11 protein-coding genes are annotated in these 12,307 nt (G+C 72.4%); 6 read left to right on the forward strand and 5 right to left on the reverse strand.

The window, feature by feature from the left end:
• Positions 1-27: 27 nt before the first annotated feature.
• Positions 28-1,752, reverse strand: a complete 1,725-nt coding sequence (locus tag GTW67_RS15740) for an MFS transporter (protein WP_161165449.1) — start codon at positions 1,750-1,752, stop codon at positions 28-30.
• A gap of 71 nt (positions 1,753-1,823) precedes the next feature.
• Positions 1,824-2,297: a MarR family transcriptional regulator gene (locus GTW67_RS15745; protein WP_161165450.1), complete on the reverse strand. Its 474-nt coding sequence runs from the start codon at positions 2,295-2,297 to the stop codon at positions 1,824-1,826.
• Positions 2,298-2,433: 136 nt separating this feature from the next.
• Here GTW67_RS15745 and GTW67_RS15750 point away from each other — a divergent pair, with 136 nt between their 5' ends.
• Entirely contained in the window at positions 2,434-3,123 is a 690-nt protein-coding gene (locus GTW67_RS15750; RefSeq protein WP_161165451.1) for a GAF and ANTAR domain-containing protein, read from the forward strand.
• Positions 3,124-3,244: 121 nt separating this feature from the next.
• Positions 3,245-4,360, forward strand: a complete 1,116-nt coding sequence (locus tag GTW67_RS37705) for a cytochrome P450 family protein (RefSeq protein WP_237518883.1) — start codon at positions 3,245-3,247, stop codon at positions 4,358-4,360.
• Positions 4,361-4,411: 51 nt separating this feature from the next.
• On the opposite strand, the gene GTW67_RS15765 is transcribed toward GTW67_RS37705, so the two are convergent.
• Positions 4,412-5,554, reverse strand: coding sequence for an enolase C-terminal domain-like protein (locus tag GTW67_RS15765; RefSeq protein WP_161165452.1), 1,143 nt, complete (start codon positions 5,552-5,554; stop codon positions 4,412-4,414).
• 247 nt (positions 5,555-5,801) lie between these two features.
• Here GTW67_RS15765 and GTW67_RS15770 point away from each other — a divergent pair, with 247 nt between their 5' ends.
• Positions 5,802-6,602, forward strand: coding sequence for a YhjD/YihY/BrkB family envelope integrity protein (locus tag GTW67_RS15770; RefSeq protein ID WP_161165453.1), 801 nt, complete (start codon positions 5,802-5,804; stop codon positions 6,600-6,602).
• A gap of 35 nt (positions 6,603-6,637) precedes the next feature.
• Here GTW67_RS15770 and GTW67_RS15775 read toward each other — a convergent pair whose 3' ends face one another.
• Together GTW67_RS15775 and GTW67_RS15780 are read right to left on the reverse strand one after the other, a co-directional pair.
• On the reverse strand, positions 6,638-7,639 hold the full coding sequence (locus GTW67_RS15775; RefSeq protein WP_524539785.1) for an SDR family oxidoreductase: 1,002 nt from the start codon (positions 7,637-7,639) through the stop codon (positions 6,638-6,640).
• 432 nt (positions 7,640-8,071) lie between these two features.
• Positions 8,072-9,139: a LacI family DNA-binding transcriptional regulator gene (locus tag GTW67_RS15780; protein ID WP_346010671.1), complete on the reverse strand. Its 1,068-nt coding sequence runs from the start codon at positions 9,137-9,139 to the stop codon at positions 8,072-8,074.
• A gap of 192 nt (positions 9,140-9,331) precedes the next feature.
• Between GTW67_RS15780 and GTW67_RS15785 the strand changes: the two genes are divergently transcribed.
• The 3 genes from GTW67_RS15785 to GTW67_RS15795 form a co-directional block, all read left to right on the forward strand.
• Entirely contained in the window at positions 9,332-10,258 is a 927-nt protein-coding gene (locus GTW67_RS15785; protein WP_161165455.1) for a carbohydrate ABC transporter permease, read from the forward strand.
• A 7-nt stretch (positions 10,259-10,265) separates the two neighbouring features.
• Positions 10,266-11,216 (forward strand): carbohydrate ABC transporter permease, encoded by a 951-nt coding sequence (locus tag GTW67_RS15790; protein ID WP_161165456.1) that lies wholly within the window; start codon positions 10,266-10,268, stop codon positions 11,214-11,216.
• Positions 11,217-11,339: 123 nt separating this feature from the next.
• Positions 11,340-12,307 (forward strand): ABC transporter substrate-binding protein (locus tag GTW67_RS15795; RefSeq protein ID WP_161165457.1); only part of this gene is annotated, 968 nt, incomplete at its 3' end.

A 12,307-nucleotide genomic window follows, 5' to 3' on the forward strand; every position in this document is an offset into this window, starting at 1 on the left:
CAGCCGACCTGATCCAAACGACAGGCCCTAGCCCGCCTCGGTGCGCAGGCCCGGCAGTGCGGCGGCGGTCAGGGGCAGGGGGGCGTCGTCCGGGTCGACGAGGACGACGGTGCAGTCGGCGGCGTGGGTGAGGGCGCTGGTGAAGCTGCCGTCGGCGAACTGGGCGACGGGGCCGCGCGGGGAGCGGCCGACCGCGACCGTACGGGCGCCCACCTCGGCCGCGTGCTGGGCCAGTGCCCGGCCGGCCGCGGCGTGGTCGCCGACGCTGGTGAGGATCTGGCCGGTGGCGGCGATACCGAGGCCGGTCAGCCGTTCGAGGTGCGCGGTGACCGCCGCACGGGCCTCGTCGTCGGTCTCGGTGTCGACGGCCTGTTCCTCGACCACGGCGGTCTGCCGGACGTGCACCACTTCGAGGGGGCTGCCGGTGTCCCGGGCGAGGCGCGCGGCGGTGTCGACGACGGAGGCGGCCCTGTCGTGGGCGCCCACGGCGACGACGACGGGCGGTGTGCCGCCGGTGGTGGCCGGGGTGCCGACGGCGGTGAACGTCGGCGTGGCGGGCTCACTGTCCGCGGTGCCGGTCTCGGCGCGGCGCAGCAGGCCGTGGCCGCTGGCCAGCACGGGGATGGCGAGCAGGAAGGTCGCGGCGCCGAGGTAGAAGGGCACGCTCAGGTCGGTGGCGTCGGCGAGCTTTCCGGCGACGTAGGGGGCGAGGCCGCCGCCGATGAAGCGCAGGAAGCCGTAGGCGGAGGACGCCACGGGGCGCTCGACGGGCGAGACGAGCATGACGGCCTGCGTGGTCAGGGTGTTGTTGATGCCGATGAAGGCGCCGCTGACGATGACCGCGACGATGACCGTGGTGGGGCTCGCGACACCTGCCGCGATGACCGCCATGACGACGCCGAGGCCGAGCAGGTTGGCGTACAGCACCGGGGCGGTGCCGAAGCGGGCCTGGAGGCGCGGCGCGAAGAAGACGCTGAAGGCGGCGACCAGCAGGCCCCAGCCGGTGAAGACGAGGCCGAGCTCGTGGGCGTCGAGCTCCATGGGGTACGGCGCGTAGCCGAGCATGGTGAAGAAGCCCCAGTTGTACAGCAGGGCCATGATGCCCATGGTGAGCAGGCCGCGGTGGCGCAGGGCCTTGAGCGGGGCGAGCGCCGAGGTGCGCTGCTTCGGCCTCGGCAGGTCGGGCACGAAGGCGAGGGTGGCGATCAGCGCAACGGCCATGAGGGCGGCGACGCCGAAGAAGGGGCCGCGCCAGCTGATGCCGCCCAGCTCCCCGCCGAGCAGCGGGCCGACGGCGATGCCGAGGCCGAGGGCGGTCTCGTAGAGGATGATCGCGCCGCCGAAGCCGCCGCTGGCGGAGGCCACGATGACGGCGAGGGAGGTGGCGATGAACAGGGCGTTGCCGAGCCCCCAGCCGGCGCGGAAGCCGACGATGCCGTCGATGGAGTCGGTGGTGCCCGCGAGGGCGGCGAAGACGACGATGATCGCGAGGCCGATGACGAGGGTGCGCTTGGCGCCGATGCGGCTGGATATCCAGCCGACGATCAGCATCGCGACGGCGGTGACGATCAGGTAGCTGCTGAACAGCAGGGAGACCTGGCTGGGCGTGGCGTGGAGGCTGTCGGCCAGGGCGGGCAGGATCGGGTCGACCAGACCGATGCCCATGAACGAGATCACGCAGGCGAACGCGACGGCCCAGACTGCCTTGGGCTGCCGGAACGGGCTGGCTGCCTTTCCATGCGGTGCACTCATGTGCGGTTCTCTTTCGGGTGAGGGTGGGGACGGCGGGGACGGTGGGGACGTGCGGTCGGGACGGAGCGCCGTCAGGGCGTGTCCTGACGGCTGCGCAGCGCCCGGGCCAGGGCCAGGAGCGCGGTCCTGGTGGCCTGCTGCTCCGGTTCGGTGAGTTCGGCGATGAGCCGCTGGAGGGCCTCGGCGCGTTCGGCGCGGCGCCGGGCGAAGACCTCCTGGCCGGCGGCGGTGATCTCGACCAGCACGCCCCGGCCGTCGCTGCGGTCGGCGACCCGGCGGACCAGGCCCGCGCGTTCCATCCGGGTGACGAGCTGGGTCATGTTCGGCTGGGAGACGCCCTCGCCCCTGGCGAGGTCGGTCAGCCGCTGGGGGCCCTCGCGGCCCAGCCGGCCCAGCGCCGAGGAGGCCGCGATGCTCAGGCCGCCGGCGCGTGCGCTGTGGCGCACGTACCGGACCATCTGCTCGACGGCGATGATCAGGTCCTCCGAGGAGGCGTCGGGCCCTCCAGGACCCGTGACCGGCATGTCCATAAGCACATTATGCATTTAGATGTAGCGTGAAACAAGATGACCGGGCCCCGCCCCGCCGATCCCGGCGCTTTTGCCTCGGCCCGCTCCCGGGCACTCCTACGGGGTCGGCCGGGACATCGACGCGTCGGTCACGGCGGAACAGGAGGACGGGATGGACTGGCGAGGGTTCGCCGAGGAGATGGCCTCACTGGCGCGGGACCTGCTGGCCCAGGAGTCCGTGCGCGACACGCTGGAGCGGATCACCGCCTCGGCCACGGAGCTGGTCGAGGGCTGCGACGCCGCCGGCATCCTCCTGCTGCGCGACGGGCGGGTGCGGTCGCTGGCGCCCACCGAGCAGCTGGTGATCGAGAGCGACCGGCTCCAGGAACGCGTCGGGGAGGGCCCCTGCTTCGACGCCGCGCGCAACTCCGTGGGCGAGCGGCAGTTCCGGATCGCCGACTTCACCGCCTCGTCGGAGCGCTGGCCCGCGTACGTGCCCGAGGCCCGCAAGCTGGGCCTGGGCAGCATGATGGGCATCCTGCTGTTCACCGAGGACGAGGACCTGGGCGCGCTGAACTTCTACTCCCGCCGGCCGGGCGCCTTCGCCGCCGCCGACGAGACCGCCGGCTGGCTGCTGGCATCCCATGCCGCGGTCGCCTTCTCCAGCGCCCGCACCCAGGCGCAGCTTCAGGAGGCCATCGGCACCCGGCACACCATCGGCGAGGCCATGGGCATCCTGATGGGCAGTCACCGTCTCACCGAGGACCAGGCCTTCGCCGCGCTGCGCCGCTACTCCCAGGACCGCAACGTGAAGCTCCGCGACGTCGCGCGCCAGGTCTGCGAGCGGGGCGGCCTCCCCTAGGGCGGATCCGCGCCCCTTCCGGCGATCACGAACTCTCGTATAGTGATCGCCCGTTGAACGCCGCGCGAAAGCTTCCGGCTCACCCGTGCCGGCGACCGCTGCCCGGGGAGGCCACGCCAGCATGACGACCGGTACCGAAGAAGCCCGGATACCGCTGGACCCGTTCGTCACCGACCTGGACGGCGAGAGCGCCCGGCTGCGCGCCGCCGGTCCCCTCGCCGCCGTGGAGCTGCCGGGCGGTGTGCCCGTCTGGGCGGTCACCCGGCACGCCGAGGCCAAGGCCCTCCTCACGGATCCCCGGCTGGTGAAGGACATCAACGTGTGGGGAGCGTGGCGGCGCGGCGAGATCCCCGCGGACTGGCCGCTGATCGGCCTGGCCAACCCGGGCCGCTCCATGCTCACCGTGGACGGCACCGAGCACCGCCGGCTGCGGGGGCTCGTCGCCCAGGCGCTCACCGTGCGCCGCGTCGAGCACCTGCGGGGGCGGATCGCGGAACTCACCGGCCGCCTGCTGGACGAGCTTCCCGCGGAGGGCGTCGTCGACCTCAAGGCGGCCTTCGCCGGTCCCCTGCCGATGTACGTCGTCGCCGACCTCATGGGGATCGAGGAGGCCCGGCTGCCCCGGCTGAAGGTGCTGTTCGAGAAGTTCTTCTCTACCCAGACCCCGCCCGAGGAGGTCCTCGCGACCCTCACCGAGCTGGCCGGGATCATGGCGGAGACGGTCGCCGCGAGCGGGCGTTTGTGCCCTTCCCATCGGGTAACTCCGGAATTCCGGACGCCGGCCCGAGGCGGCATACGGCGTCGACGCTGCTGGACGGTGATTCCAGGAGGCGCGATGTGGAACCGTAAGCGCAGGAAGGGCCGTCGGACCGGGCGGGCCGTTCCCATGGAGCTGTGCGATCTGTGCGCCCGGGTGTTCCCGGAGAACGAGGCCGTGCGCGGCTATGTGCCGGACTCCTCCTCCGCGCCCGCCGCCCATGAGTGGTTCGACGGGCTCCGGCTCATCACCGCGTGCTGCGACGACCACTTCGACGTGGTCAAGGACGGCTATCAGGACCGGCCCTTCGTGGAGGAGGAGCTCTGGGCGGCGAAGCTGACCCGGGCGCTGACCACGGGCCCGCCGGCGCTCTCCATGGACCAGCTCGCGTGCCGGACCGGTCTGCACGAGCCGCAGATCCGCCGCGCGATCGCCTGGCACAACGAGCAGATGCGCCAGCGGCAGCGCATGGACCCCTGAGCGGGCCGGCGGCCTCTCCTTCGGCGAGTTCCGCGAGTTCCGCGAGCCGGGTCAGGACGGCCGCGCGCCGTGGACGCGGTAGGGCTCGGCGTCGGCCCACCTGACCTCCAGGCCGAGTCCCGGCCGGCCGGTGTCGGGCCGCAGGGCCCCGCCGGCGGGCGCCAGGGTGCCGTCGAACAGCAGGTTTTCGACGCGCACGTGGTCGTGGAAGTACTCCAGGTGCCGCAGCCTGCGTACGGCGCAGAAGGCGTGCGCGGAGACCGCCGGCGCGCAGTGCGCGGACAGGTCGAGGTGCCGGGCGGCGGCCAGTCCTGCGACCTCCAGCAGGCCGGTGATGCCCCCGCACCGGGTGACGTCGGCCTGGAGGCAGTCCACGGCGGGGCCGTCGGCGAGGTTGGCGAAGTCCTGCGCGGTGAAGGCGTACTCCCCCGCCGCGATCTCCAGGCGTTCGGGTCCCCGGTCGCGCAGCATCCGCAGTCCCTCCAGGTCGGCGGAGGAGACGGGTTCCTCGAACCAGCGCACGTCCCACTCGTCGTGGAACCTGCGCGCCCAGTACAGGGCCTCCTTGCGGCCGAGCGCGCCGTTGGCGTCGGTGAGCAGTTCGGGCCCGTCGCCGACCGCCCGGCGTACGGCGGTCAGGCGCCGGGGGTCGGCCTCCGGATGCCGCGAGGTCTTCAGCTTCACCCGCCCGATGCCCTGCTCGACCCAGTCGGCGAGTTGGCGGGTGAGGCGGTCCGGCGAGTAGTTGGTGAAGCCGCCGCTGCCGTAGACGGGCACGCTGTCGTGGCAGGACGGCAGGAGGTGCACCAGCGGCAGGTCCAGCAGCCGCGCCTTCAGGTCCCACAGGGCCACGTCGACGGCGGACAGGGCCATGGCCCCGACCCCGGGACGCCCGGCGTTGCGGATCCGTTCGCCCATCCGCCGCCACAGCGCGGGCGGCGAGGACACGGGGGCACCCCGGATCACCGGTGCGAGCTGCGTGTGCGCGAACGCGGCGGCCGACGCGTCCCCGTAGGTGTAGCCCAGCCCGGTCGTGCCGCCGGCGTGCACCCGGACCAGGACCATGGTCGTGGAGTCCCATTCGAGCGTGCCGTCCTGCTCCTTGCCCTCCGGCCCATCGGTGGGGACCTCGAAGGCGTGGACGTCGACCGCGTCGACCGTGCGGTCGCCCAGCGCCGTCGTGCCGTCCGGCATCAGTGACCCATGACGTGGTCGGCCATCGGCGTCATCACACACCCCTTCGCAGGCACTCCGGCCTCTCGCGGGCGGGTTTCCCGCTTCGGCCGGCCCATGCGGGGGCCGTCCGCGCGAACGTCCCGCATTCGGCGGCTCCCGGCGGCGCGGACGGGTGCGGGTACCCGCCGTCACGTTTGTCCCCGCCTCCCCCGGGTCACTCAGTCCGCAACGGCGAGCCAGTCCGAGGACCGCCCGAGGAGCACCCGTGAACCGGTACCGGCGCCCCTTCCTCCGTCTGTGGGACCGGTTGGCCGCGTCCGCGCTGGTGCGGCGCGGCCGTGAACTGGAGCTGATGCACCGGGCCATGGGCTTCGCCACGCTGGCCCTGGTCACGCTGGCGCCGCTGCTGATCGTGGTGGCCGCCGCCGACCCCCTGGGACGCGGCGGTTTCGCCTCCTGGCTGGCCGACGGCATGGGACTGTCCGGCCGGTCCGCCAAGGTGCTGACCGACATCATCAGCCCGCCGACCAAGGTGGTCGGCACCACGAGCGTGTGGGGCGGTATCGCCCTCGCCGTCTTCGGTGTGTCCTTCGCGGCGAGCGTGCAGAACGGCTACGAACGCATCTGGGGTCTGCCCTCCGGCCCCTGGCACCGCGTCTGGCGGCAGCTGACCTGGGTGATCGCCCTGACCGCGTATCTCTACCAGGAGGTGCAGACCCGGACCGCGCTGCACGGCTCGGCGCGGATCGCGCTGTCCACGGCGACCGGCATGCTGTTCTTCTGGTGGGGCCAGCACTTCCTGCTGGGCAGCCAGGTCCGCTGGCGCGACCTGCTGCCGGGGGCGCTGGCCACCATGGTGGGCCTGGTGGGGCTGCGCGGCTTCTCCTTCCTCGTCTTCACCCCGCTGATCCTCGACAACGCGATCAGTTACGGCACGGTCGGCATCGTGCTGGTGGTGGAGTCCTGGCTGATCGGGGTCGGGTTCGTGGTCTTCGGGGGCGCGATGGTCGGCCACTGGTTCTGCGAGCACCACTGGTGGACGCGCAACATCGACCGGGAACGCTGACCGGCGTCAGCCGCGCGGCGGCCCGCCCCGGCTCCTCACACCCGCCTCCCGGCCTGGGCACGCCCGCCGGCCAGCGCCGCCGAGACGACTCCGGCGGCCGCCGCGGCCAGCGCGAGCGGGCGGCGGTGGCGGGAGAGCCAGAACTGGAGGCTCCGCGGGTGCGACTCGTCGTCGAAGAGGCCGTGGGCGCCGTAGTCGGCGGGCGCGGCGGCGTCCACCGGCTCGTAGAGGTTGACCGGCCTGGACGGGTCGACGGGCTCGTCGGTCTGCTGCGCGTCGTAGCCGGTGCGGGCCAGATAGCGGTCCAGCAGGCCCGGGGCCAGTTTCTGCCCGAGGAGGGTCGCGACGGTGGAGCCGCCGACCCAGTACTCGCGCCGTTCGGGGTGGTCGGCCGCGTGCAGGACCGCCTCGGCGGCGACCTCGGGCTGGTAGACCGGGGCCACCGGACGCGGATGCCGGGGCAGCCGGGAGAGGACCCAGCTGAACTGGGGGGTGTTCAGGCCGGGCATCTGGACCATGGTGACCCGCACCCCGCTGCGGTCGTGCAGCAGCTCGCAGCGCAGGGACTCGGTGAAGCCCTGGATGGCGTGCTTGGCCCCGCAGTACACCGCCTGGAGCGGGACGCTGCGCCGGGCCAGGGCCGAGCCGACCTGCACGACGGTGCCCCGGTCGCGGGGCACCATCCGCCGGAGCGCGGCCTGGGTGCCGTAGACGAAGCCGAAGTACGTGACCTCCGTGGCCCGCTTCAGCTCCTCGGGCGCGACGTCCCGTACGGGCGCGAAGACGGTGGTGAAGGCGGCGTTCACCCAGACGTCGATCGGGCCGAGCTCGTCCTCCACGCGGGTCGCGGCGGCGTCCACCGCCTCCGGGTCGGAGACGTCCACCACCAGGGGCAGCGCCCGTCCGCCCGCTTCCCTGACCTCCTCGGCGGCCTGCTCCAGGGCGTGTTCGCCGCGGGCGAGCAGGGCGACGGCCGCGCCGCGTGCGCCGAAGGCGCGGGCCGTGGCCCGGCCGACGCCGGCGGTCGCGCCGGTCACGACCACCACCTGGCCGCCGTCCGCACCGCGACGCCGCCCGCCGCGCCCGAACCGGCCCGCGCCGGTCACTTCTCGCCCCGGTGCGGCAGGCGCTCGGCGGTCTTCTCGCCCTCCCCGGTCCTGTGGTGCGGCGGGATCGGCGCGGTCGGCGCGTCGACCTGGAACTGGGTCATGGGCTCTCCCCGGGCACGCGTGAACGACAGTGAGGCGTTCGAGTGCCTGCCCCGGCGGCCCGTAAACCGGGCGCACCCGCCCGGTCACCCGTCGCGAGGGCCGCGCGCAGGGGGCCCGCCGCACCTCCCGGGCGAGTCGGGTCGCCAGGGCTGCGCGCAAGGCGGCCCGCCGCGCTTCCCGGGCAAGCCGGGTCGCCAGGGCCGGGGGCAGGCCGGCCCGCCGCGCTTCCGGGGCCCGTCCGCGCGGGCGCACCCCGCCTCAGCGTGCGCGGGCCGGCGGCGGGGCCGTGCTCGTGCGGGGCACCAGCCGGGTGGGTACGAGCGTCGTGCCCCGCTCCGGGCCGTCCTGGCGCATCTTGCGCAGCACGGCCTGCACGCAGAGCCGGCCCACCTCGGCGAAGTCCTGGTGGACGGTGGTCAGCGGCGGCAGGAAGGAGCCGGCCTCCGGGATGTCGTCGAAGCCGATGACGCTGACGTCCTCGGGGACGCGCCGGCCGCGTTCGTGCAGGGCGCGCAGCAGGCCGAGGGCCATCTGGTCGTTGGCCGCGAAGACGGCCGTGCAGTCCTCGCGTGCGGCGAGTTCGAGGCCGGCCCGGTAACCGGACTCCGCGGACCAGTCGCCCCGGGTGAGCGGCGGCGGGGTGCGGCCCGCCTCGGCGAGCGTCCGGCGCCAGGCGTCCGTGCGGCGCTGGGCGGCGAAGGAGTCCTCGGGCCCGGCCAGGTGCCACACGGTGTCGTGCCCGAGGCCGAGCAGATGCCGGACGGCCGCACGGGTGCCGCCCGCCTGGTCGGTGTCGACGACCGTGTAGTGGTCGCCGGCGTCGGAGTCGACCACCACGACCTGCACATGGGGCGGCAGTTTCACGGTGGCCGCGTCCAGCAGGTGGACCTCCATGATGACGATCACCGCGTCGACGGCCAGCTCCTCCAGCCGGGAGAACGCGCCCCGCACCTCGTCCTGCGTGGGCACGGCGACCGGCAGCAGCGTCACCGCGTACCCCTCGCTCGCCGCGGAGGTCGCGATGGCCTCCAGGGTGCGCACGTTTCCCGTGGTGGACAGGGAGAAGGTGATGACGCCGATGGTGCGGAACTCGCCGCGCTTGAGCGCCCGGGCGGCACTGTTGGGCCGGTAGCCGAGCTCCTTCATGGCCGCCAGGACCTGCTGCCGGGTCTCCTCGGTCACCCCGGCGTAGCCGTTGGAGACCCGGGAGACGGTCTGCGAGGAGACCCCGGCCAGCCGGGCGACGTCCGCCATGGAGGCCGTGCGGTCCCGGCCGCGCCGGGCACGCGCGGGTGCGCTCGTCGGGACTTCCTCAGCCGTGCTCACTCGCCGTCAGCCGCCTTCCTGTCGCTGCCGGGCCCTGGTGCGGAAGGACCCTTGACCGTCGTCATCGGGGCAGTGTAGACATGCCGCCATCAGATGTTTACGTAAACATGACAGCCCGAGCGCCTTTTCGCGGCGCCCGATGTTTACGTAAACATCGGTGAAGTTCCAGGACGTGGACGAGCGAGGAACGACATGACGACGCTGCAACCGCCGGCCGCCGCCGAGCCGCGGCCGGCACCGCCACCGACGAGACGGGACCGCCGCTCCTGGACGGGGTGGGGCTTCCTCGGCCCGTTCGTGGCCGTGTTCGCCCTGGTCTTCCTCGCGCCGATCGCGTACTCGGTGTACCTCAGCCTCTTCCGCGACCAGCTCATCGGCGGGACCACCTTCGTCGGCCTGGACAACTACACGCAGGCCCTCCAGGACGACCGGTTCTGGGCCTCGCTCGGGCGGGTCTCGCTCTTCCTGGCCGTGCAGGTGCCGGTCATGCTCGGCATCGCGCTGCTGGTGGCGCTCGCCCTGGACAGCGGCCGCCTCTACGGCCGGGACTTCTTCCGCATCTCGATCTTCCTGCCGTACGCCGTGCCGGCCGTGGTGGCCACCCTGATGTGGGGCTTCCTGTACGGCACCCGCTTCGGGCTGGTCGGCGACATCGACGACGCGCTGGGCGTCACGCTGCCCGACCCGCTCTCCCCCGATCTGGTGCTGGCCTCCATCGGCAACATCGTGACCTGGGAGTTCATCGGCTACAACATGCTGATCTTCTACGCGGCCCTGCGCGTGGTCCCGCACTCGCTGTACGAGGCCGCCGAGATCGACGGGGCCGGACAGTTCCGCGTGATCACCGCCATCAAGCTGCCGGCCATCCGCGGGGCGCTGGTCATCGCGACGATCTTCTCGATCATCGGCAGCTTCCAGCTCTTCAACGAGCCGAACATCCTCCAGCCGCTGGCGCCCAACGCCATCACCACCGACTACACGCCGAACTCCTACACGTACTCGCTGTCCTTCAACGGGCAGCAGCACAACTACTCCGCGACGGTCGCCATCGTCATGGGGCTGATCACGATGGTCATCGCCTACGTCGTCCAGCTGCGCGGCATGCGCAAGGGAGTGTGAAGCAGCGATGACCAGTCCTGTCGTCACCGTCTCCGACCGTTCCGCGCCCGCGCCCTCCGGCACGCACCGCGCCGCGCCGAAGCTGCGCGCCGCCCGCCGCCGGCACTCCCCCGGCAAGCCCCGGCGCAGCGTCCTGCTGACCGTGCTCACCGGGCTGGTGGTGCTCTACAGCCTGGTGCCGTTGCTCTGGCTGGTCATCAGCGCCACCAAGACGCAGGAGGGCCTGTCGGACTCCTTCGGCCTGTGGTTCGACGGGGACTTCGCCCTGTGGGACAACATCAGGCAGACGTTCACGTACAACGACGGCGTGTTCACCCGCTGGCTGCTGAACACCCTGCTGTACGTCGGGCTGGGCGCGGGCGGCGCCACCTTCCTCGCGGTCCTCGGCGGCTACGCGCTCGCCAAGTTCGACTTCCCCGGCCGGCGGGGCGTCTTCGCCGTCGTCATCGGGGCCGTGGCGGTGCCGGGTACGGCGCTGGCGGTGCCGACCTTCCTGATGTTCAGCAAGATGGGGCTCACCGACACGCCCTGGGCGGTGATCGTCCCGTCGCTGATCTCGCCGTTCGGCCTGTATCTGATGTGGGTGTTCGCGAGCGAGGCCATCCCGGCCGAGCTGATGGAGGCCGCCCGCATCGACGGCGCCGGCGAGGTGCGCACCTTCTTCCGGGTCGCGCTGCCGCTGCTGGCGCCCGGCATCGTCACCGTCCTGCTGTTCACCATGGTGGCGACCTGGAACAACTACTTCCTGCCGCTGATCATGCTCAAGGACCCGGACTGGTATCCGCTGACCCTGGGCCTGAACAGCTGGAACCAGCAGGCCCAGACCGCGGGCGGCGAGGCCGTCTTCAACCTGGTCGTCACCGGTTCACTCATCACCATCCTGCCGCTGATCGCCGCGTTCCTGCTGCTCCAGAAGTACTGGCAGTCGGGACTGGCCGCCGGAAGCGTCAAGGAATAGCCCGGACACCCCGGGCAGCCCCTCCCCCACGCCCGTCGCACCCCGTCTCCCCCCATGTCCCGCCCTGTTCCTCCGACCCTCGACTGTGCCGGTCCCCGGCCACGAAGAAGTGGAAGCTCGCCCATGCACAAGCACTCGCGCCGCCTGCTGCGCGGCATCGGTCTCGTCTGCGCCCTCGCCCTGGGGGCGACCGCCTGCGGTGGTGACGACGGCGGATCGAGCGGGAAGTCGGTCTCCCAGGAGGACGTCCAGGAGGCCCTGAAGAAGGGCGGCACCGTCACCGTCTGGGCATGGGAGCCCACGCTCAAGCAGGTGGCCGCCGGCTTCGAGAAGGAGCACCCCGGCGTCAAGGTGAACCTGGTCAACGCGGGCACCAACAACGACCAGTACACGGCGCTCCAGAACGCCATATCGGCGAAGAAGGGCGTGCCCGACGTCGCCCAGATCGAGTACTACGCGATGGGCCAGTTCGCCCTGACCGAGCAGCTCACCGATCTCAAGGGCTTCGGCGCCGAGAAGCTCGCCACCCGCTACTCGCCCGGCCCCTGGAACGGCGTGAAGGCCGGCGGTGACGGCGTCTACGCCCTGCCCATGGACTCCGGCCCGATGGCGCTGTTCTACAACAAGAAGGTCTTCGACACGTACGGCATCGAGGTGCCCACCACCTGGGACGAGTACCTCACCGCAGCCCGCGACCTGCACAAGAAGAACCCGAAGGCCTACATCACCGCCGACACCGGTGACGCCGGCTTCGCCACCAGCATGCTGTGGCAGGCCGGTTCGCACCCCTACACGGTGAACGGCACCAAGGTGAAGATCGACTTCTCCGACGCGGGCGCCGGGAAGTTCACCGCCGTCTGGCAGAAGCTCATCGACGAGAAGCTGCTCGCTCCCGTCACCGGCTGGAGCGACGAGTGGTACAAGGGCCTCGGCGACGGCAGCATCGCGACCCTCGCCATCGGCGCCTGGATGCCCGCCAACCTGGAGTCGGGCGTGAAGAACGCCTCCGGTGACTGGCGCGCCGCCCCGCTCCCGCAGTGGACGGCGGGTGACAAGACCGGCGCCGAGAACGGCGGCAGCGCACTCGCCCA

The sequence above is a fragment of the Streptomyces sp. SID5910 genome, assembly GCF_009862125.1.
Lineage (GTDB): Bacteria > Actinomycetota > Actinomycetes > Streptomycetales > Streptomycetaceae > Streptomyces.

What these genes read in the sequence shown, in the direction of transcription:
- GTW67_RS15790 (WP_161165456.1), top strand. Translation starts at nt 10,266, where the DNA reads ATGACCAGTCCTGTCGTCACCGTCTCCGACCGTTCCGCGCCCGCGCCC.
- GTW67_RS15750 (WP_161165451.1), top strand. Translation starts at nt 2,434, where the DNA reads ATGGACTGGCGAGGGTTCGCCGAGGAGATGGCCTCACTGGCGCGGGAC.
- GTW67_RS37705 (WP_237518883.1), top strand. Translation starts at nt 3,245, where the DNA reads ATGACGACCGGTACCGAAGAAGCCCGGATACCGCTGGACCCGTTCGTC.
- GTW67_RS15785 (WP_161165455.1), top strand. Translation starts at nt 9,332, where the DNA reads ATGACGACGCTGCAACCGCCGGCCGCCGCCGAGCCGCGGCCGGCACCG.
- GTW67_RS15765 (WP_161165452.1), bottom strand. Translation starts at nt 5,554, where the DNA reads ATGCCGGACGGCACGACGGCGCTGGGCGACCGCACGGTCGACGCGGTC.
- GTW67_RS15745 (WP_161165450.1), bottom strand. Translation starts at nt 2,297, where the DNA reads ATGCATAATGTGCTTATGGACATGCCGGTCACGGGTCCTGGAGGGCCC.
- GTW67_RS15740 (WP_161165449.1), bottom strand. Translation starts at nt 1,752, where the DNA reads ATGAGTGCACCGCATGGAAAGGCAGCCAGCCCGTTCCGGCAGCCCAAG.